Source organism: Paenibacillus selenitireducens (genome assembly GCF_002021565.1).
GTDB lineage: Bacteria > Bacillota > Bacilli > Paenibacillales > Paenibacillaceae > Paenibacillus_K > Paenibacillus_K selenitireducens.
The window spans coordinates 242,204-262,491 of sequence record NZ_MSZX01000010.1; the positions used below are offsets into that span (position 1 = coordinate 242,204).

18 protein-coding genes are annotated in these 20,288 nt (G+C 47.1%); 3 read left to right on the top strand and 15 right to left on the bottom strand.

The features are described 5' to 3' along the window. Positions 1-27 precede the first annotated feature (27 nt). Both BVG16_RS23785 and BVG16_RS23790 read right to left on the bottom strand, forming a co-directional pair. A complete protein-coding gene (locus tag BVG16_RS23785) occupies positions 28-1,320 on the bottom strand; it encodes a sugar ABC transporter substrate-binding protein (protein WP_078501683.1) in 1,293 nt (430 codons plus the stop codon). A gap of 202 nt (positions 1,321-1,522) precedes the next feature. Then, positions 1,523-2,188: a metallophosphoesterase family protein gene (locus tag BVG16_RS23790; protein WP_078501684.1), complete on the bottom strand. Its 666-nt coding sequence runs from the start codon at positions 2,186-2,188 to the stop codon at positions 1,523-1,525. 174 nt (positions 2,189-2,362) lie between these two features. Between BVG16_RS23790 and BVG16_RS23795 the strand changes: the two genes are divergently transcribed. Continuing rightward, the gene (locus BVG16_RS23795) at positions 2,363-3,316 is read left to right on the top strand and encodes a TRM11 family SAM-dependent methyltransferase (protein WP_078501685.1); all 954 of its coding nucleotides are present in this window, start codon (positions 2,363-2,365) and stop codon (positions 3,314-3,316) included. 99 nt (positions 3,317-3,415) lie between these two features. Here BVG16_RS23795 and BVG16_RS23800 read toward each other — a convergent pair whose 3' ends face one another. Then, positions 3,416-4,321, bottom strand: a complete 906-nt coding sequence (locus tag BVG16_RS23800; protein ID WP_078501686.1) for a LysR family transcriptional regulator — start codon at positions 4,319-4,321, stop codon at positions 3,416-3,418. Between the two features lie 109 nt (positions 4,322-4,430). Here BVG16_RS23800 and BVG16_RS23805 point away from each other — a divergent pair, with 109 nt between their 5' ends. Further along, on the top strand, positions 4,431-5,048 hold the full coding sequence (locus tag BVG16_RS23805) for a histidine phosphatase family protein (protein WP_078501687.1): 618 nt from the start codon (positions 4,431-4,433) through the stop codon (positions 5,046-5,048). A gap of 106 nt (positions 5,049-5,154) precedes the next feature. Here BVG16_RS23805 and BVG16_RS23810 read toward each other — a convergent pair whose 3' ends face one another. The 8 genes from BVG16_RS23810 to BVG16_RS23845 all read right to left on the bottom strand — a co-directional run bounded on the left by BVG16_RS23810 (position 5,155) and on the right by BVG16_RS23845 (position 14,944). Continuing rightward, positions 5,155-6,729 (bottom strand): ABC transporter permease/substrate-binding protein, encoded by a 1,575-nt coding sequence (locus tag BVG16_RS23810; RefSeq protein ID WP_144027471.1) that lies wholly within the window; start codon positions 6,727-6,729, stop codon positions 5,155-5,157. Next, a complete protein-coding gene (locus BVG16_RS23815; RefSeq protein WP_078501688.1) occupies positions 6,726-7,856 on the bottom strand; it encodes a betaine/proline/choline family ABC transporter ATP-binding protein in 1,131 nt (376 codons plus the stop codon). The genes BVG16_RS23810 and BVG16_RS23815 overlap by 4 nt, the downstream gene beginning before the upstream one ends. A 146-nt stretch (positions 7,857-8,002) precedes the next feature. After that, positions 8,003-9,436, bottom strand: coding sequence for an FGGY-family carbohydrate kinase (locus BVG16_RS23820; protein WP_078501689.1), 1,434 nt, complete (start codon positions 9,434-9,436; stop codon positions 8,003-8,005). A gap of 178 nt (positions 9,437-9,614) precedes the next feature. Continuing rightward, complete coding sequence (locus BVG16_RS23825) at positions 9,615-10,391, bottom strand: SDR family NAD(P)-dependent oxidoreductase (RefSeq protein ID WP_078501690.1); 777 nt, start codon at positions 10,389-10,391, stop codon at positions 9,615-9,617. Positions 10,392-10,409: 18 nt separating this feature from the next. Next, a complete protein-coding gene (locus BVG16_RS23830; protein ID WP_078501691.1) occupies positions 10,410-11,357 on the bottom strand; it encodes an electron transfer flavoprotein subunit alpha/FixB family protein in 948 nt (315 codons plus the stop codon). 1 nt (position 11,358) lies between these two features. Next, entirely contained in the window at positions 11,359-12,159 is an 801-nt protein-coding gene (locus BVG16_RS23835) for an electron transfer flavoprotein subunit beta/FixA family protein (protein WP_078501692.1), read from the bottom strand. Continuing rightward, a complete protein-coding gene (locus BVG16_RS23840) occupies positions 12,131-13,435 on the bottom strand; it encodes an MFS transporter (protein ID WP_078501693.1) in 1,305 nt (434 codons plus the stop codon). Before BVG16_RS23840 ends, BVG16_RS23835 begins: the two co-directional genes overlap by 29 nt. 36 nt (positions 13,436-13,471) lie before the next feature. Continuing rightward, positions 13,472-14,944 carry an FAD-binding oxidoreductase gene (locus BVG16_RS23845; RefSeq protein WP_078501694.1) on the bottom strand — a complete coding sequence of 491 codons (1,473 nt, stop codon included), beginning with the start codon at positions 14,942-14,944 and terminating at the stop codon, positions 13,472-13,474. Positions 14,945-15,173: 229 nt separating this feature from the next. Between BVG16_RS23845 and BVG16_RS23850 the strand changes: the two genes are divergently transcribed. Further along, on the top strand, positions 15,174-15,959 hold the full coding sequence (locus BVG16_RS23850; protein ID WP_198957526.1) for a MurR/RpiR family transcriptional regulator: 786 nt from the start codon (positions 15,174-15,176) through the stop codon (positions 15,957-15,959). A 383-nt stretch (positions 15,960-16,342) separates the two neighbouring features. On the opposite strand, the gene BVG16_RS23855 is transcribed toward BVG16_RS23850, so the two are convergent. The 4 genes from BVG16_RS23855 to BVG16_RS32925 all read right to left on the bottom strand — a co-directional run. Beyond that, complete coding sequence (locus BVG16_RS23855) at positions 16,343-17,482, bottom strand: Gfo/Idh/MocA family protein (RefSeq protein WP_078501696.1); 1,140 nt, start codon at positions 17,480-17,482, stop codon at positions 16,343-16,345. Between the two features lie 62 nt (positions 17,483-17,544). After that, positions 17,545-18,363, bottom strand: coding sequence for a sugar phosphate isomerase/epimerase family protein (locus tag BVG16_RS23860; RefSeq protein ID WP_233147156.1), 819 nt, complete (start codon positions 18,361-18,363; stop codon positions 17,545-17,547). A gap of 38 nt (positions 18,364-18,401) precedes the next feature. Then, the gene (locus BVG16_RS23865; RefSeq protein WP_158081771.1) at positions 18,402-19,298 is read right to left on the bottom strand and encodes a sugar phosphate isomerase/epimerase family protein; all 897 of its coding nucleotides are present in this window, start codon (positions 19,296-19,298) and stop codon (positions 18,402-18,404) included. A 75-nt stretch (positions 19,299-19,373) separates the two neighbouring features. Beyond that, a partial coding sequence (locus tag BVG16_RS32925; RefSeq protein WP_158081772.1) for a hypothetical protein occupies positions 19,374-20,288 on the bottom strand: 915 nt, incomplete at its 5' end.

The following is a 20,288-nucleotide window of genomic DNA, read 5'->3' on the forward strand; positions in this document are numbered from 1 at the left end:
CGCCTTATTGAGATTTGGAGTATCATCCTACTTTTTCGTATTTATGGCTGTTTTGATTTGATTTACGGCTTTGTTCAGAACGGTACCCGGGTCTTGATTGTCATTCCAAATGGATGAGAGCGCAGCACTTGCTGGAACCCAAACATTCCCCATTTCCGGGATAGACGGCATCGGAGTTGAATACTTCGCTTGCTCCAAGAAAGCCATGGTATTCGGGTCTTTCGTAAGGATCGGATCGTCCATCAAATCTTTCCTCGGCGGCAATTGCGTTGTCATTTCAAAACGTTTCGTTAAACTTTGTTTACTTGTCACATAACTAGCAAACAATTTGGCAGCAACCGGATACTTCGTATACGAATTCACATATAATCCTCGAATGCCTGAAAAGCTTACTGGATGTTCGCCATTAGGCAATAGTGGTAGCGGAGCTACGCCATATTCCATGTTCGAATTCGCCAAACTTGAGATGAACCACGGTCCATTGATAATGGCAGCTGTTTTACCTTCTTGGAAAAATCCAGTGATAATATTATCATTGATGTCGTTGATGTTGAGAGGCAGCACTTTGTTAAAGGATTGTAGGAATTTAGCTCCTTCAATCGACTTCTCATTATTCAGACCGATATCATTGACATCTGTTCCATGATTGCCAAATACATATCCACCGTACCCACCAAGGAATGAATAAGATAAGTACAACTGACCTACATCCCACATAAACCCATATTTTTTGTTTTTCGGATCGTTGTACGTTTCGGCGAACTTGATAATCTCCTCGTAAGTCTTCGGTGCTTGTTCCATCAACTTCTTATTGTAAAAAAGCGCATACGTGTCAATGGCTGTTGGAAACCCATACAGAACCCCGTCATAACTAACACCATCTATTGCAGAAGACAAAAAATCATTTTTTTCAGCATCGGTGAACACATCATTTTGCAATACAAGTCCTGCCATCACAGCGTTCCCTAATTGATCATGTGGTGAAGAGAAGACATCAGCCCCAATTCCAGCGGGTCCATCCGTGGTAAGTTTCTTGACGGCATCTATCGCAGGCACAGGCTCTACCTTTACTTTTATGCCATATTCCTTTTCAAATCCTTGTGCGACCGCTTTCATAAAATCGAATTCAGGACCTTTTGATTCCCATACAAGTAATTCCGCCCCGACCTCTGGCTTCATCCCATCTTGTTGTGCGTTTCCTGCTGCTTCATTCCCTTGCGATTGCTGGCTTGCTGATTGACTTTCCGTTCCACATGCAGTGAGCAATGAAAAGCTGAACAACGTTAAAACAATGGTGGAAATCAACAAACGTTTGGACACAGATACTCCCCCTTTTCGATCACTTAAACGTTTAAGTGGTATTTCACTGCTATAGTAACTTCTAATCCCTACCAAAGTCAATGTTAAATTCTTACAAAACAAAAGACGGATGAACTTTGCTAACGTCCATCCGTCTACTAATGTAACTTTTTTATAGAACCGTATCCGCCTTGGGATGCAATAGCATATTCATTATGCGATCTTACTCGTTTTCACTCACATCTCTTGGATCAACAGGAAACTGAACCATCTCAAGCACTTCACCTAGCGAGGTGACTCGAATGGCACTCAATGCGACTTTCCGGTAAGCTCCGGTATCAATATTCCATGAGTGAGATGCCTGATCATACTCAGGAGACCCAGACTTGCAAGGCGTGTGGCCGATAATTTGAAGTTTACCTACATTTCTCAACGGTGTTCGATTCCATAACACGCCTAACTCATTTCCTTCATCAAATGGGAATTCTACCTGATCTGCAATACCAGCATGGCTTATTAATACATGCTCGTTCTCCCAAATAAGTGGAAGCTCATGAATCCATTCGGATACCTCCTGAAGCTCTATGTTAGCGGATCTAAGCTGATTCAGCGTTTCAAAGCCGCATTGTGGTAGCCAATATTCGTTAGGACCATTCTCTATATGCTGAATAAACTCGTATTCATGGTTGCCCTTGAGAAATACAGCGTTTGTGCCATACCGTTGTCTCAGTTCCTTAGCCAATCGTAGTGTTCCCGGCGTATCGTTCCCACGGTCGATTAAATCCCCTAATTGGACGAGTCGCTCCTTATCAGGATTCCAATGTCGGTCAAGCAGCCCTTTAAACGTATGAAGACATCCATGTACATCGCCGACGACAAATAGATTCATAACTTTTATCTCCTTTATAGTTATTGAATAAATTTAACAGGAACTCTGAATCTTTTTCTACCTCTAGTCTATAGTTGAATACATTTTGTTGCCTGGATCCGCGTCAATTGATGAAATCTATGTTATGGTTGAAGCTACTATACACATGACATAAATAATAAGGATGAACCTGAATTGAATAATATTAGCTCGATCCCTAACTATATATACACGTATGCATGCCGTGAGGAAGAACAATCCTTATGCGAATTAGAGTTACGCTCTCTTTTTGGAATGCAACCCCCGGCTAATCTTTTTAAAAGTACAGTCTCCATTAATCCTAGCCGTAGCCCCTTTATTAAAGAGCGTATTGAATTGCTCTACGAGGGCGACAGCCTTGCCGATATATTAGAGCAAGTACAGCAGATCGACATGCTTGAATCCACATTCAAGGTCATTTTTGTGAAAACAAATGATTTGGAAGGCTCAGAAAAAATAGAGTTTCCTGAACGCCGCGCCATTGAGCGGGAAATGGGACTGCATATTACCGGAGAAGCTGACGTCTATCACCCTGATCACGAATTTGGTCTCGTCACCCTCGGAGGTCGGTGGTTCTTTGGTCACTATGTTAAGAATAAAGCGGTTTGGCTTCACCACATGCAAAAACCACGAAACTATTCGATTGCTTTGAGCACACGTGTAGCCAGAGCTGCTGCGAATATTGCCGTTCCCCATCCGTTAGGCGTTACAGCCATAGATCCCTGCTGCGGGATTGGAACCGTACTTGTAGAGGCGCTTTCCATGGGAATCAATATTGTTGGCGGAGATATCAATCCCTTTATTGTTCGTGGAGCCCGCGAGAACCTTGCTCATTTTGAACTCGAAGGGGAAATCACCTTAGGGGCCATATCCCAGATCACTTCACACTACGATGTTGCTATTATCGATATGCCCTATAATCTATTCTCCACTACGACGCCAGAGGAACAGCTATCGATCCTTCAGCATACACGCCGTATTGCGACCAAAGCAATCATTATCACCATTGAAACGATTGACGAGATGATTGCTGAGGCTGGACTGACAATTACAGATCGCTGTGTAGCCAAGAAGGGAAACTTCACTAGACAAATTTTGGTTTGTGTGTGAATCTAGCGTAATGATACGAAAAGAGACTGGACCTAAAGGTAGATCATGATCTACCTTTAGGTCCAGTCTCTTTCTCAAAATATACCCCTCTGAAGCTTATTAGACCTTCGTATCCAATTGCTGGATAACTAAACCGATGAAATCATGAACAAACATCTCCTGTTGCTCCCTACTTCTCGTGCCCAGCAAAATGGAATTCATTGAAGAAATCCCCGGTACGTCCACTCTAGCAAGAACACCTTGCTTCAATAAAGGTTCGGCTACAAGGGAGGAAACAAAACTTACTCCATAACCAGCCATTACAGCAAGAATCGTCTCATGCAGCCCATTAAATTGCAATTCAATTTGGGGTGGATTGATCTGCTGTTCTCGGCATAACCGAAGTAATCTTTCTCTCGCTGCACTTCCCTCTTCTCTCATAATAAACGGTTCTGAGGCAATTTCTTTAAGTGTCACCTTGTGAAATGCATAATTATGCCCGGGTGCTACGACGAACAAATATTCATCCCTGTACAGCTCTGTACATTCAAACTCATCTGGATTTGCGAAGGGCACACCCATGTCGCTGTAGATCGCTACATCGACCTCAAAGTTGATTAATTTTTCAATAGCTTCGTGCGAGTTGACCGTCGTAATCTGTACGTCAACGGCTGAATATTTTTGTTTAAATAAGGAGGCCCACTTCGGAATGAGTACACTTGTAGCTAGATAATTTCCGGCAATCCGTAATTTCCCTTCAGGATAGTTATGATGGTCTTCGATCAAATTCTGTACCTGCTCCTCGATTAAAAACATCTTCTCCAGCGGCTTAATCAGCTTGTTCCCTAAAGGAGTAAGAACCAGCCCCCTGCCCTGAATGTTGAATAATTTTATATTGTTCTCTTTTTCAAATTTGCGAATTTGTGCCGAAATAGCCGGTTGGCTGATATGTAATTTTTCTGAAGCTTTCGTTACACTGCCAGTTACCGCCACATAATAAAACAATCTCAGTGCATGAAGGTTCAACGGCATCTCCACCTATATATAAAAGTTATACATATTCGATATTATATATTATTCGTTTATATGTCTACATATTATACTAGACTTACATTTCAATGAGGAGGACTACAGCATGGAAACTACGTTATATTTGACCCGGCATGGACAAACCGAATGGAACCTGGTGAAAAAGATGCAGGGACATATGGATTCCCCTCTTACACAACTTGGGGTTCAACAAGCCCAATGGTTGGGCGAGCGTTTGACCACCGTTCCGTTAGATGCTATTTATTGCAGTTCCAGCCCCAGAGCGATAACTACGGCAGGTATTATATCAGGTCATCGGTTTTCGGAGATCGTGAAACTTGATTCACTAAAAGAAATCAACATGGGGCTATGGGAAGGCCAGCATATCGAACAGATTATACAGGATTCTCCTACTCCATTTTATCAATTTTTCAATGAACCTCATTTATACCAACCCACGGGTCAGGGGGAGAGCTATAGTGAATTAATGAAAAGGGCGCTTCCTGCGATCCAAGATATCCTGACGAATCATAAGGGCCAACAAGTGCTTATTGTAACGCACCGGATCACGTTAAAAGCGATTATGAGCTATTTTATGAATAAACAGCTGCATGAAATCGGGAGCATGCCCGACATTCACCCAACTGCGCTATGCAAAGTTACTATTCATAATGATATTCTGAACGTTGATTTATATGGGGACACCGCTCATTACCAAGATTAAATCTCCATCGCAAGTTCATGTTCCTTATCCCCTTTTCAACGAAAAAAAGACACTAACGTGACGTTAGCGTCAGGCTGTCGAGAAAGTCTCGATAGCCTTCTTTATGTCATATAAAACCTCTCGAGAGTAGATAATCTTTGGCTACCTCTTCGGGTTTTTCATGCAGCACATCGACGCGATAGTTTAGCTCCCGCATGTCGTCATCGCCAATCTTGCCTTCGAGCTGTTCCAGCACCGGCCTGAGCTCGGGGTATCGTTCGAGGGTATCAGCGTACAGCAGCGGGATGGCGTTGTAATTGGGGAAGTACTGTAGATCATCCTTCAGCACTACAAGCCCGTATTCCCGGATCAGGCCGTCAGTGGAGAACACATCGATAACATCGCACTGGTCGTTCATCAGAGCGGTATATCGGGGGGTGCCGTCCAAGGGCCGCACACTCAGGAATTCCATACCGTAGCTGGCCATCATTCCGTTGATGCCGTCCGCGCGGTTCATAAACTCCAGTGTCGGCGAAATGCGCAAGTTTTGGCTCACCCTGGCGAGGTCGGACAGCGTTTTCAGATTGTACTGCTGGGCGGTTTCGGCGCGGACCGCGATTGCATAGGTGTTATTAAAGCCGACCGGTTCGAGCAGCGCCAAATCGTACTCCTCGGTCAGTTCTCTTTGGATCAAGCTAAATATCTCTTCTGTTGTGCGTTTTTCCTCACGCTTGAGGATATTCGTATACAGTGTGCCGGTGTACTCAATATACAGATCGAGTTGCCGGTTGGTCAGCGCGCTGAAAACAATTTGCGTGCCCCCAAGATCGAGCCGCCGGTCGACTTCGATATCGGTTTTCGCTTCGATTAATTCGGCGTAGATACTGGCTATAATGCTTTGCTCGGTAAAATCCTTCGCCCCGATCGAGATGTGTTTTTCGCTGGTTTTCACTGTAGAAAAGAGGCTGAAGCAGATAACGGCGATAAGCAAAACTGCAACCGCGATAAAGCCCGTGCGCTGCCTGCGGCGTATCTGCTTGATCAAATGTTTGTCCAGTGATTTAATGTCGTCCCGCAAAGCAATCGGCGAAACGGCCTTTTCAATCAGCGCTACAAAAAAGTCAATGCCTAGCGCCAGCAGGCAGGCAGGGATGGCCCCGGCCAGTATCTGCACGTTGTTGACGGTACGGATACCGGAGTAGACCAGATACCCGAGGCCGCCCGCGCCGATAAAGGCAGCGATCGTGACCAGCCCCACCGCCATTACAGCTGAGATGCGCACTCCCGCCATAATGACTGGCAATGCCAGGGGCAGCTTGACCTTATAGAGTATCTGGAAGGGTGTCAGGCCCACGCCAGTGGCCGCTTCCTCAATATCGCTGCTAATGTTGCCCAGACTCGCGGCGGTATTTTTGATAATTGGCAGCAGTGAATAGACAACCACCATAAATACAGCAGGCTTGAACCCGATGCCCAGGAAGGGAATCAAAAAACCAAGCAACGCTAAGCTCGGTATTGCCTGGATAATATTGGCCATCCCCAAAATCCTGGGGCCGACCCCCTTGACATAGCTGATAAAGATGCCCAGCGGAACTCCAATCAGGATCGCGATCAGCACCGCCAGAACGGTGATCTGGAGATGCTCAATAATTAGACGGATAATTTCGAGGTAATTGTATTTGACGTATTCCAGCAAGCTCACATCATCACATCCTCCAAATCCAAATACTGCTGACTCAGGGTGGTCAACAGGCTGCTGCGGGTAATAAGCCCAACCAGGCAGCCTTCTTCGGAGAGCACCGGCACCGTCGATACCTGCATACTTTGAATGGTTTTGAGGATATGCACCATCGAGTCATCAGGCGACACGGTGCAGGGAATATCCTGCATAATATCGGCTGCGCTGGCTTCCATGCTTGGCAGCGCCTGGGCGTCGGACGCGTAGACGATCCCTTGCAACCGCCCATCCCCATCAACGATGAGCAGGCTGTCTACGTTGCTGCTGTGCATCTGCTCGAGGCAATGCAACACTCCGGCGCTACGCTTGACTGTGACAGGATTATGTACCATGATATCCCGCGCACGGATCAGCTCGGGGGTGGACCAGATGCGGTGTCTGCCCAAAAATTCGCTGACAAAGCTGCTTTCAGGGTTCTTCAGGATATTTTCCGGGGTGTCGTATTGAACGACCCGCCCTTTGTGGATAATACAGATCCGATTCGCCAGCTTGATCGCTTCATCCATATCGTGGGTAACAAAAACAATCGTCTTCTGCATCTTGGTTTGCAACTGCAGCAACTCATCCTGTAGCTGGCTGCGGGTAATCGGATCAAGCGCGGAGAACGGTTCGTCCATCAAGATGATATCCGGGTTGCAGGCGAATGCGCGCGCGACGCCGACGCGCTGCTGCTGCCCACCGGACAGCTGCGTCGGGTATCGGTCGAGATAGACGTCAGGGTCAAGCCCGATCATCTTCATCAATTCGACGCTTTTTTTCAGTATAAGTTCAGGCGCTTTTTTCTCCAGGCGGGGGATGATTTCGATGTTTTCCCGTATCGTCATGTGGGGAAAGAGCCCGATCGACTGGATCACATAGCCGATACTCTTTCGCAGCCGGAATTCATCCTGCTTTTCGGTATCCTCTCCATTGATGAAGATCTTCCCCGATGTAGGGTGAATCAGCCTGTTGATCATCTTGAGCATGGTGGTTTTGCCGCAACCGCTCGGTCCGATGAAAACAACTAGTTCACTCTTATCAATCGTTAGAGATACATCCGAAATGACTTCCTGCTGTTTATAAAGCTTGGTTATCTTCTCAAACCGGATCATGCCACCTTCTCCTCCCTACAGTCGGTTTCGGGAACAACGAAATGCTATACCCCACCGGTATATCCCATGTCAGCTGGCTAACAGACGTGTAATCAATATCAGCGGTTTATCCTTCGCCCCCATCCCGCCATGGTAAGGCTCAGGTATTATTGGCACGCCTCGTAGGCTGTTTGCAGAATCGGTTTCATCATTTTGGGCAGGTCACGGTAGATGCCGGTGTCGATCTTGTTGTAAATCTTGTGATTGCGGCTGTCAGGCTCATATACATCACGCACACGCACCATATTCTCAACCGCCTCCTCAAACCCACTGTATACACCGGTGGCTACCGCCACACAGATGGCCGACCCCAGCGCCGCGGCGCCGTTCATTTCGTTGCGGACCGTTTTGACGCCGTACATGTCTGCGAAAATCTGCATGATCAAGTCACTGTTGGAGCCGCCGCCCGAGATGATAATGCGGTCAGGCTTGATGCCCAGCTCCTCGATCATCGAGTCGTAGTGCCCTTTGAGCGTCATGGCGATTCCTTCGATGATCGAGCGGTAAATATGTCCCCTAGTATGGCGCTCGTCAAAGCCGATCATCATGCCCTTGCGGTATAGTTGATCGGCAGGCGCGAGCCAATCGGGTACGGTTAACAGGCCGTCGGAGCCTGCCGGCACCTGCTGTGCTTCGCGCGCCAAGCGATCCTCAACCGATAGCCCTTCTCTAGCGGCCTGCTGCGCATACTCTTCGCCGATAATGCTTTTCAACCACGAGATATGCCACATTCCGCGCCGAATGCCAGAGCTCTCGTAGAGGTATTTGTGCGGAATACAGGAGAGATTGGTCCAGTAATGGGCGGGGTCTTTCCGGTTTTCCTCGCCGAACACCATTGAAGCGATATAAGTCCCCAGGGAGATAAGTCCCGAAGTTTTGTCGACAATGCCCGAGCCAAGCGCCTCGACGGCCTTATCGTTTGCCGTCGCCACCACCGGCAGCCCTACCGGGAGCCCTGTCTCCGCCGCAGCCTGCTCGGTAACATAGCCAAGGATCGTGCCAGGCATCTCTAAAGCCATCAGCTTTTCCTTCGGGATGCCAAAGCTGCTGAAGCATTCTTCGTCCTTAGACCAGTCCCAACTATCCAAATCGATCGGAAATTGCCACTGAAACGCATTAGCGGCGGTATCTTTGAATTCACCGGTCAACCGGAAGGTTGTATAACCGGAGGTCGGACTGGTATATGCGATCTGCGGATCATCTTCGAATCTCTCATAGGAACGAACGTCCATCCAGCTCATAACCGGCGCAGCCAACATCCCATCTGCCTTCATGAAAACCCTGCAGCAGCGAATGGTGCACAGCCCAAGTCCCACGATATCCTTCGGATTGCCCGTAAAGGATGTCATGACCTTTTGAAGCACCGCCTTCAAGCTGTCCCAGAGGTCGTCATCGGGATGCTCGGCATAGCCGGGCTTTCGTGCGACGAGCGGCTTGATCGGCGCGCTTTCACTGCAAACCACATCACCTTTCTTGTTAAAAATATATACTTTTGTACTTTGAGAGCCACTGTCCACACCAAGCAGATATTGTTCAGCCATAATAGCCTCCTATAAAACTTTGATAAGAGCATTAGCCAAAACCCCGGACATGAAAATGGTAATGGCGTACCGGAAGCACTAGCTCGGTTATGCCCGGGGGATCATAGAATTTAACGCCGCCAAACCGACGTTATGCCTTATAAATTGTTATCGGAAAGACAATGTTCGCTGCACAAAGCTAGCGCACCAGGAAGCCTCCATCTACCGCAAGGATATGTCCGTTGACAAACTGTGACGCTTTACTCGCAAGGAATACCGTTGTGCCCATCAAATCGTGGATATCGCCCCAGCGGCCCTCAGGGGTATGGTCAACAATCCACTTGTTGCGGGCGGGGTCGCCGGAGGAGGATGCTGCTACCTTGGTCTTGAAGTAGCCCGGCGCAATGCCGTTTACCTGGATGTTATATTCAGCCAGCTCGTCGCAATAGGCCTTAGTCAGCCCTGCGATTCCGTGCTTGGTGGCGGCATAGGCAGGGGAAAGTTTTCCGCCCAGCCAGCTGAACATCGAGCAGATGTTGATGATCTTGCCGCTTTGCTGCGGAATCATATATTTGGCGCACTCATGACTCATTTCAAAAGCGGCGGTCAGGTTGATTGCCACCATCGGGTCCCACTGTTCTCTGCCAAAATCCAGCACCTCTGCAATCATGCAGATACCGGCGCAGTTCACAAGGATATCCACCGAGCCTAAAGTTTTAACACAATTCTCAACAACCTGCTTTGCTATACCGGGTTTGGTCATATCCGCCTCCATATACACCGCCCGGCCGCCTTCTGCTTGAATCAGCTTGTTGAACGCTGGGTCGTCCGGCATGATGCTGGGCATAAAGATATTGGCGCCACCCTTTGCAAGTGCCAGCGAAAAGGCCTGACCCAGTCCGGTATTACCGCCAGTGACGATTGCATTTTTTCCCTTAAGTGAAAAGTAATCCATGTTAAAATCAGTGATATTCATGACGCTACCTCCAATATTTTATATTTGATTTTGGGGTGTTTCACGTTTGATTCTTTCAACAAGCTTTTTGACAAATTCGATCGCGTCGCCTTCCACAATGATGTCGGACAGGCTGCAGATAGGTGCGTTTTTATTTGTATTGACTGAAATGATATATTCGACGTTCTTGAGCCCTTCGATGTGCTGCAGCGAACCATAAATCCCCAAGGCAATGTAGAGTTTCGGGCTGACTATCTTGCCTGATTGCCCCACCTGAATCGCGCGGGTCGCGATGCCGCTGTCGACAATCCGCCGACTGGCCGACACCATCCCCCCCAAAGCGTTCGCAAGTGGGGCAATCTCCCAAAACGAACCGCCAACTCCACCGCCGCCCGATACCAACACCTTGCTGTCGCAAATATCCTGCAGCGGCCCTCCGGTTTTCGTTTCCAGCCGTGTAAGGCTGGTCTGTTGGATGTTCTGGGGCTGAAAGGCAATTACGGTGGTTTCGCCAAGCCGCCGCGGCGTATACTGAAACACGTTAGGGCGGATAGTAGCCATCAGGGGGGGAGCGCTTACAATACCGGCCATCATTTTTCCGTCAAAGGCGGGGCGGATCAGCTTCACCTGGCCATTATAGCGGCCGATGGCCGTTACGTCCGCAACAAGCCCGACCCCCAACCTCATGGCCAGCCGTGGAGCCAACATTCTGCCCAGCGGAGTGGCGGGAATTAATATACAGTCGAACCGGTAGCTGTTATGCAGTTCCTCGATGCAGTTGGTCATATTTACAACATCGTAGCTCTTGATTCGCTCATCCTCTATGCGTAACCAATAGTCAAAGTAGCCGTGATCCTTGGTTTCAGGGTCAAAACAGATGGCATACCGTTTGTGTTCGTCGCCCTGATTCATCAGGTCCGCCGCCTCCAGCAGGCCGACCGACCCTTTTGGATTGTTCTCGTCATAGTAGATAAGTGTCCTACCCATACTAAACAAAGCCTCTTTCCTTCAAAAATTGATAGACCGTCTCAATGCCCTGATCATCGTTTGTCACAACAATACGCTGCTTTTCCTCAAGCGTTTTGGGATAGGTCTCAACCACTTTTGTCAGCGAACCCTTTAGGCCCAGCTCCTCATTAGGGATCCCCAGTTGATCATTGGTAATGATCGTGATCCTGTCGTCCACCTCGAGTTTGAGGTCAGTATATCGTACAAAAGGAAGCTTGTATGGGCTGTCTCTGCTCAAGCTCAGCAACGCCGGCAACTCGATCCGATACCGGGAACGGTCGCCCTCCGATTCCACCTCGAAAAACAGGTAGCCTTCGGCGTTGTTTTCGGTCTCAACCCGCTTAACATTCGACATTTGCTCCAGCTGCAACAGCTCTGCGATCTGCGCAGGCACATGTGCCGTATCACCGTCCATGGAATGGGAACCGCTTACAATAAGATCGTAGCTAATGGTGCTAAGATATCTGGCAATAATTCTACTGGTGACATAGGTATCGCTGCCAACAAAGCGTTTATCGGACAGCAGCGTGGCCCGTTTTACGCCGCGCCGGAGCAAATCCCTGACCAGGGGCAACACGCTGAGCGGGCCCATACTAACAATTTCCACCTGCGTATCCGGCTCGTTTTTTTGGAGCTGCAAGGCCAGAGACAAGGCACAGGCATCGTCGGGATTGATGATCATCCTCACATTTTCTCGAATCAGTACGTTACGTTCATAATCGTACTGGTAGCCATCTACATTGGGCACGAACTTAACCAGACAAATTATTTGTTTCGGCATATGGCACACCTTTTTCGTTCTTCTTGGAAAGCGACCGGAAAACAACTAGCAGACATACGCCGATGGCCCCGACAATGGCGCTGGTAATGAAGTAGGCGTTGTAACCCCCGTTAGGGCCAAATACCTTGAACAGCTGGCTGTTGATGAGTGGCAGGATAATATCGGGAAGATAGCCGATTAACGAAACAAATCCGATCGTTGCGCCAAGAACTTTATCCTGTATCCGACAATCGCCAAGCAGCGACCAGTAGGTACCCCGGATGGCATAAACAAATACGCCCGCCAACACAACTAATATATAGAAGATCGGCTTGGCAGCGCTTACTGGTAGCGCTGACATAATAATAAGGCAGGTACCGGCCCCTGTGATCGCTCCGATCATGGTGTTCGTCTTGCCAACCTTGTCTGCGATAAAGCCGCCTACAATCCCCCCGATCGGCCGCATCCACAGAACGACAACCATCACCTGTCCTGCGGTCACTGAGCTTACCAGAACATTTGTCTCGAGAAAACCGCTGAAGTAATAGGTGACCCAGGTAACTGCATATGACGCAAAGATGATGAATCCCAGAAGCAGCACCAACTTGTTTTTAAACACCTCTGCCATATCCTTGAAGTTAAGATTCATCTTCGCCGTATCGGGCTGTAGGCTCTCCTGCTTGGGAGATTTTTTGTCATCTTCGACAAAGATGAACACGAGCACCGCAGCAATCACCAGAATGATCGAATACATGTAGATAATCGTCACCAAAGCGGCTTTTTTATCCACCAACAATGTGCTGGCGCCAAGCATGCGGGAGAAGATGAAAATAGCCACGCTTGCCAGAACCGCCTCGATAACACCACGCCCACCGTCGAGGATGCCGAAAAATCGGCCCTCCTCCTCCTGCTTAGCAATGAGCTTGACGAGCTTCATATGGGCGCTCCAAAAAGTAAATACGGAAAATGTACCCCAGATGCAGAAAATCAGGATTACGTTGGTATAATTGGGCACCTGCGCGAACCAAAATCCACCGACGGCAGTCCCCAACAGGGAAATCACGAGCAGCTTTTTGGCCGAGAACTTATCGCTTAATAGACCGCTGGGGAAGTAGCCTGCGACAAATACGATACCCAACACGGAATAAATGATGTTTAGCTGATCCATGGACATGTTGAATACAGCCAGAATGGTCTCCTGATAGTTTTGCCTGAGGTAAATTACCGGATAAATGGCGCCGGCAGCGATAACGATCAGGAATAACTGAAAATAACGGTTAAAATTGCTCTTGGACATCCGATCACCCCCTAAGTTTTGGTTCACCAGATATGTTTATTTCTGGAACTTAGCTCCTTCTTCCTTGAAGAAGATGGTTCCAAAGTTCATAATATCGTTGGGGTCAAAGGCTTGTTTGAGCTTTTCTAGCATATAGTGCGCTGAACCATGCTCCTGTGTCGTCCATTCATTGCGGAATTTCCCAATTCCATGGTGGTGACACATCGAGCCGCCAAATTTCAGAGCTTCCTCCACAATGATTTTTTGTAGCGGGTGATGATAGATCCGCATCTCATCCTCCGGCGCGCAGTTGATATTGTAGTTGTATACAAAGTACATGTTGGTACCGTTGATATAGCTGTGCGACGAGTGCCCACCCAGCATTGTCAGGTCTTCGGCCCGTGGGAATTCTGCTCTGATGCGGTTGATGACGCTGTGGTAGATCTTCGGAATATTTTCCCAGTCGGCCGATATCTCCGTGGTATAGCCATCGTGCTTGTCGTTGTCGATCATACCTTGGAATTCATCGTCGATATCCTGCTGCGACCAGTTCAGATGGTCAAACCAATCGGAAATCAGCTGGGAATCAACCTGTTCCAGGATACCTTCCTTGTGCTTTTCGACAGCCGCCTCAATGGCCCTGCCTGTAGCCTCCGCAATATCTTTCTGGCCTTCCGCCATGAAGAGTAGTACGCACTTCCCTTTGTGGAAGTGATAAAAATGCTGTCTCGCGTCTTCTTCGGAATAGGTCCTAGCGACCGAAGGGCGGTATCCATTGACCATAACCTCTCGAAGAACCTTGATCCCGGTGTCGATATCGCGAACCAAATAGCCGTAGAAGCGATTGTTCTCTGGAAAAACTTTAAAGATTTTAACCGTGACTTCGGTGATGTAGCACAGCGTGCCTTCGTTGCCGATGACAATATGGCGAATATCCGGCCCGCCCGCGCGCCGCGGCACATTTTTTATCCGTGCGATGTGTCCATCCGGGAAAACACACTCCAGTCCGACCACCATGTCCTCGATGCCGCCGTACAGCGTCGAAAACTGGCCGATACTCCTAGTGGCTACCAAGCCGCCGAACTGCGCTACCGGCTTGGACTGAGGGGAATGCCCGGTCGTGTAGCCTAGCGGGCGCAGCTGGTCCTCGAGTGCCTGGAGAGGAACGCCGGCCTGAACCGTCGCCTGCATGTTGTAAGTATCGATGTTGATAATTTTGTTCAGGTTTTTGCCGTCAATGACGAGGGTTTCGGTTTTCCAGTTTTCCAGCCCACCTTCGGTCGCTGTCTTGCCGCTGCGCGGAATTACATTGATGCCATTTTGATTGCAGAACTGTAACAAGGATTTGACTTCCTCCACCGAATTCGGGTAGACAATGGCTGTTGGCGGCGGGACATCCAGTACTTTTTTCGCCTTGGCGTATTTTTTGTAGCGGTCCGCTGCCGCGTCGTACAAGGCGTCGGGATCAATGTTGATCTGGTTTGCAGCCAGCATTCCTTTAAGTTGCTCGAGAATCTGTTGCGCTTTCATGGTATCATCCTCCTTAGTTTTTCGCGACAATTGAGTCGACAAAATTTGACTTGCTGCTGTTCTTAACCTTAAATTACTCTTCGAGCTTCCCAATGTCAATGATTTTTTGGAAAATTTCTTTAAATACATCATTTATACAATGTTTTATGGAAAACTTTCCATTTTTAATAACACAATAATTCGCATTCATTTCAACATATGGTATAATAATGTATCCATCGAAAGGAGGATGTGTAACAATTCAACCGTGTCGTTACACCAAATTATGCTAAATATCGACTTGAACAATTTGAATAACCTGGAGCAGAAAATTCATCACACCATCATGCAATCGTCCAAGGATATCAAGCACCTTCCCATTACGAAGGCGGCCGAGCTTTGTGGCTGCACCATATCAAAGGTGTCCAAATTTGTCCAGAAACTGGGCTTTAATAATTACAAGCAATACATGAATTATGTTTATGGCCAGGATACTCCCATCGACCCGCGCTCAGGTGAGCTGGAAAGGATCAGAGATATTCTCGACCGTTTTGACTTTTCGCTGCTGGATAAAATGATCGACCTCATAAATAGCCATGAAAAGATCATCTTGTTTGGATACGGCCCCTCTTATTACTGCATGCAGTATTTTGAATACAAGCTGCGTTATATAACGAACAAGTTGGTTTTTGCTGTTCAAGAAGAACAGTCTGCTGAAGCTATTATGGATGAAAACAGCCTGTTGATTGCTTTTTCGGTAACTGGTGAGTTTAAGTCTTTTTCACGTATCTTTGCCTTTGCCAAGAACAAAAACTGCGAAGCAGTATTGGTGCTGGAGGAATATAACACCGCCTTGCTAAACGAATATAATAATATCTTTTTCCTGACGAAATCCTTTCAGCCTCTTGATCTGCTACCCCACGAGAAATCCAGAACCGTTTTTTTTATTTTCATCGAAGAGATTCTGCAGCGGTTTATCATCGTGAACCGCCAAAAGAATAGAGATTTGTCGCAGACGGAAGAAAAGGACAACTGACCGGTAAGCCACTGAATATATCAGGACGGGCAAATGAAAGAAAACCAAGAATATCGGCGCTTCCCGCTTCGAGGCTTGTCAAAAATAAGCCTTGCGGCCGGGTACGGGTGGCTTTCACCTTGCACTATCTACGTTAAGCAAGTAGCAATAGAACAAAAAAGAAGAATAGCGGTGCTGGAATTAACCTTAGTACCGCCATTCTTCTTTTTGTATATTCATTTGGTTAAGCAGAGCTGCGAATGAATTAAGCCATGACATTCTATTCATGCTCAACTTCTGTATCGCTTACAACAGCGCCAACATTGCGTTAATATCTTCCTCTAATGAAGGGAAAAAGAAAAAAGGATTTACAACCTATTGTATAGGTTGCAAATCCCCCGCCTTTAACTGGTTGAAGCGGCCATCTTGTTTCCACAAGAATGTTTAATACGCTCTTGTAAATGTTCAAGGTATAACTCTTCATCGATAGGAAGATCAACCCAATTATCCGTCCAGGTTGACAGGTGCATGGCGTTCGAAACCGTTAGTCCCTTCAAGCCTTCTTCTCCAGGTGCAATGAGCTGCGTTCCATGATTGATGGCGTCAACGAAGTTCTGAATAATGCCGAGATGATCTGGATAGCTCCCTGGAGTTGGAATATCGCATTTCCAGCACTCCGGCTCTCCGAATCCCCCTTTATAAGTGGCGTTAAACTCCTTCTCCGATACACGCAAACGCCATAGCGTTAACTTATCGTTCTCCATGACAAGTTTACCGCGGTCTCCGGTAATTTCAAACCTGTTCGTTCCAGGCGCGTCACCTGTAGAAGTAACAAAAACGCCAGTCGCTCCGTTTTCGTATTCTACGTAAGCCGTAACATCATCCTCGACTTCGATGTTTCTCCACTTACCGAAGTGGCAAAAAGCCCGCACACGCTTCGGCATCATGCCTATGATCCATTGCCACAAATCAAGTTGGTGAGGGTCCTGATTCAAAAGCACACCGCCGCCTTCGCCATTCCACGTTGCACGCCAAGATCCGGAGTCGTAATAGCTTTGCGAGCGATACCAATTCGTAATGATCCAATTTGTTCTCCGGATTTCACCGAGCTCACCGGATTCGATCAGATCGCGCATTTTAATGAAAATCGGATTCATCCGCATCTGATACATAATCGAAAATACGGTTCCTGAAGCAGCAGCCGCCTCATTCATTAAACGGACTTGTTTGGTGTACACACCCGCAGGTTTTTCGATCAGCACATGCAGCCCTTTTTCGAATGCTTTGATGGCAATTGTCGGATGATCATAATGCGGAGTTGCGATGATAACAGCATCGATGCTTCCTGAAGCCAGCATGTCGTCTACATCGGGATAGAACACAATTTCTCCTTGTAAATGCTCTTTCGCCCATTGCAATCGTTCGGGATTTTTGTCACAAACTGCTACAAGTTCGGCCCCTTTTACGCGCCCTGCCGTAAAATGCACGGCATGACCAGATCCCATATTCCCTACACCTACTACACCTACTCTTACAACACCCATCGCAGATCACTACCTTTCAATTTATCCGTTGAAAACGGTATTTTGATCCTAGGCACAGGCATTTAAGCCCATTGTGCACCTGTCTCAGACAACAGTTTCTTGCAAGCGCGGCTTGCAGCAACAAATAGCTCCTCAGGGGTGCGGTCCGGGTACCTACCACAATAGGCAAGATGAGGCTCAAGCGACAAGAAACCGTTATATCCTGTCGTTTGCAGCAGCTCGATCAATTCAAGAAGCTCCCCTTCGCCCTCGCCGGCAGGAATTTCCTTTCCGTTCAGGACATCTTTGATATGTACATATTCGATATAGGGCTTGAGCACATGGTATGCCTCTGATACCGGTTTAACACCACACTGTACAAAATTCCCCGGGTCGAAGGTAAGACGAAGACTCGGCGAATCGCATGCTGTCAGCACATCCGAACATCTCTCAGGTACATCCCCGTACATGCCGTGTTCGTTTTCAAGCAGCAGCACCACATCGGCTTTTTCCGCCCGTTCGACCATAGCCTTCATTCTGTGCAAGACTTCTTCACGATATTTCCTCGGGTCTTCCCCTTCGGGAATGATAAAAGAAAAGATTCGAATATACTTCGTGTCGATCCGCTTCGCAACGCTAATCGCTCTGTCCAATTCAAGGAGATGCGGTTCAAAATCGTCAACAATGCTAATTTTTCCGATAGGCGAGCCGATCGCGGACACACGGATCTGATGATTTTCTAACTCGCTTAACACCATTTGCAATTCATCATCGTTCATCTTCAACACGTTTTTATCCCAGACGCTGCGGAATTCCAAGTAACTTATTCCTTCACTTTGCAGCACAGCGATTTGCTCCGCTAGATTGGATGAAATCTCATCCGCGAATCCTGACAACTTCATCAAGCGTGTTACCTCCTCCTAAAATAGCAATAACCTGCTTACAATTCTGCGAGAATCCGCTTAACATACGTTAGCGATTCAAGCGCACTGCGGTCGAGATTGGCTTCACTGCCGCCGCCGACAAGCGGGGAGCACATTTCGTAAGATAGAGATCCTTCGTAACCCACTTCATGCAAAGCAGAGATGAATTCTTTATAGTCAATGCCGCCTTTTCCAATTGGAACGGATATCATTTCGATTCCATTCGGATCGAATGTTACCGTTTCGGAAACATATTTATATTTTTCTCTACGAATATAATCCGTGAGATGGGTATGGACGATCATGCCCTTAAATTTAAGCACCGTTTCTCGTAACGGTTTGAAATGGTTGTCGATGAACGGGGCATCCAGCACGACTTTTGCATTAGGTTCGTCCACCTCGGCCATAAAATCTAGCAGGCTATCAGGCTCGCTAGCGATGCATGAATGATTCTGCACGCCGATGGTAATCCCGTACGCGGAAGCCATTCGTGCACTTTCCTTAATGCCCTTGACGCAATGATCCCATTGGGTTCGATAGGGAACGCCTTCCTTATAATATCCCGTATAAGTCCGTACAAGTGAACAACCGAGATCATGAGCAAGCTCGATGATGTTCTTCATGTATACCAATTCTTTTTCCATGTACGCCATATCTTTATGTTCGAAATGGGTTGCGAAATCGTGATAACTGGCCAAACAAGCAAGCTCCAATCCACTTTCATCGAGCATCTGCCTGATTTCCTGCCTGTCCTGCTTACCGATATCGAGCGGTGAACAATGTGGTCTTTTTCCTGCGAATTCAACGCTCTCAAAACCTAGTAGTGCCGCTTTACCGATAAATTTCTTCAATGAGAGAGCGGTCTGTCCGCCCCAAGTTCCTGAATAACTGACTGAATGCAATCCTACTTTCAAAGTAATCCCTCCATGAACATTTATTTATAACGAACTAATTAACAGATCATGATGATTAAGAGTTTAACGAAAGTGTTAATCCAATTCCTTAAAGAAGTTAGCCCGCAACTTGTAATATTTCATCCAAGCTTCCTTTTCTTTGATGATGCCGTCAGCAATATCAGGGCTTGATAGAACATCTGTATAATCTTTAAAGTTGCTGTCAAATTTATCAACCGGGCCCGTAATAGCTCTAACGATAAGGTTATCCAACTCATCATTGTGCGGTGAAATAAGATTGTTATTTAAATCCGTTGCCACTGTTTCGAATTCCGCTTTCGCTTTGAGCGTTTCATCGTCAACTGGTAACTCGGCATATAATGACATTGTTTTTAAGTTGTGCTGCTGCCATGCTGTGTTAACGAGGTTTTCTTGGTTGTAGTTGCTTTCGCTAAATGGATACACAACGGATGGAGCGTATACATAACCCATTTCATCCGCCATTGCGAGACCGTATACTTCAGGATTCTTCATTGTATTATCTGGGCCTTGAAGACCGTAGTACCATCCGTCACCTGTCTCATCTTGTTTGCCGACTAACATGTATTGTTCAACCTTACTGTATTCTGGCTTGTAACGGCGCTCCATTCCTTCGCCTGTATACATGTCTGGTGTACCCCATGCGCGTAAAGATGCAGCTTCAAGTGAATAGTTCCAATCCATCCAGTGAAGGATTTGCGGAATCATATCTTCAGACACTTTTTTAGGATTAATTGCTTTAGAATTCCATTTTGTAGTTAATGGAAAGGATTGTATTGTTTCACTTTGTACACTAGGGTCTAATTCATTTACAAAAATAGGGTAGAATCTCCAGTCGTATGTTTTGCCTTCTTTATGTATCTTCTCAAGATTCGCGGCAACAGGATGCCACATATTGACTACAGCATACTCACCATTAATAATTTTTGCATCGCGTTGCTCTTTTTTCTGAATATAGAATTCTTGACCAAA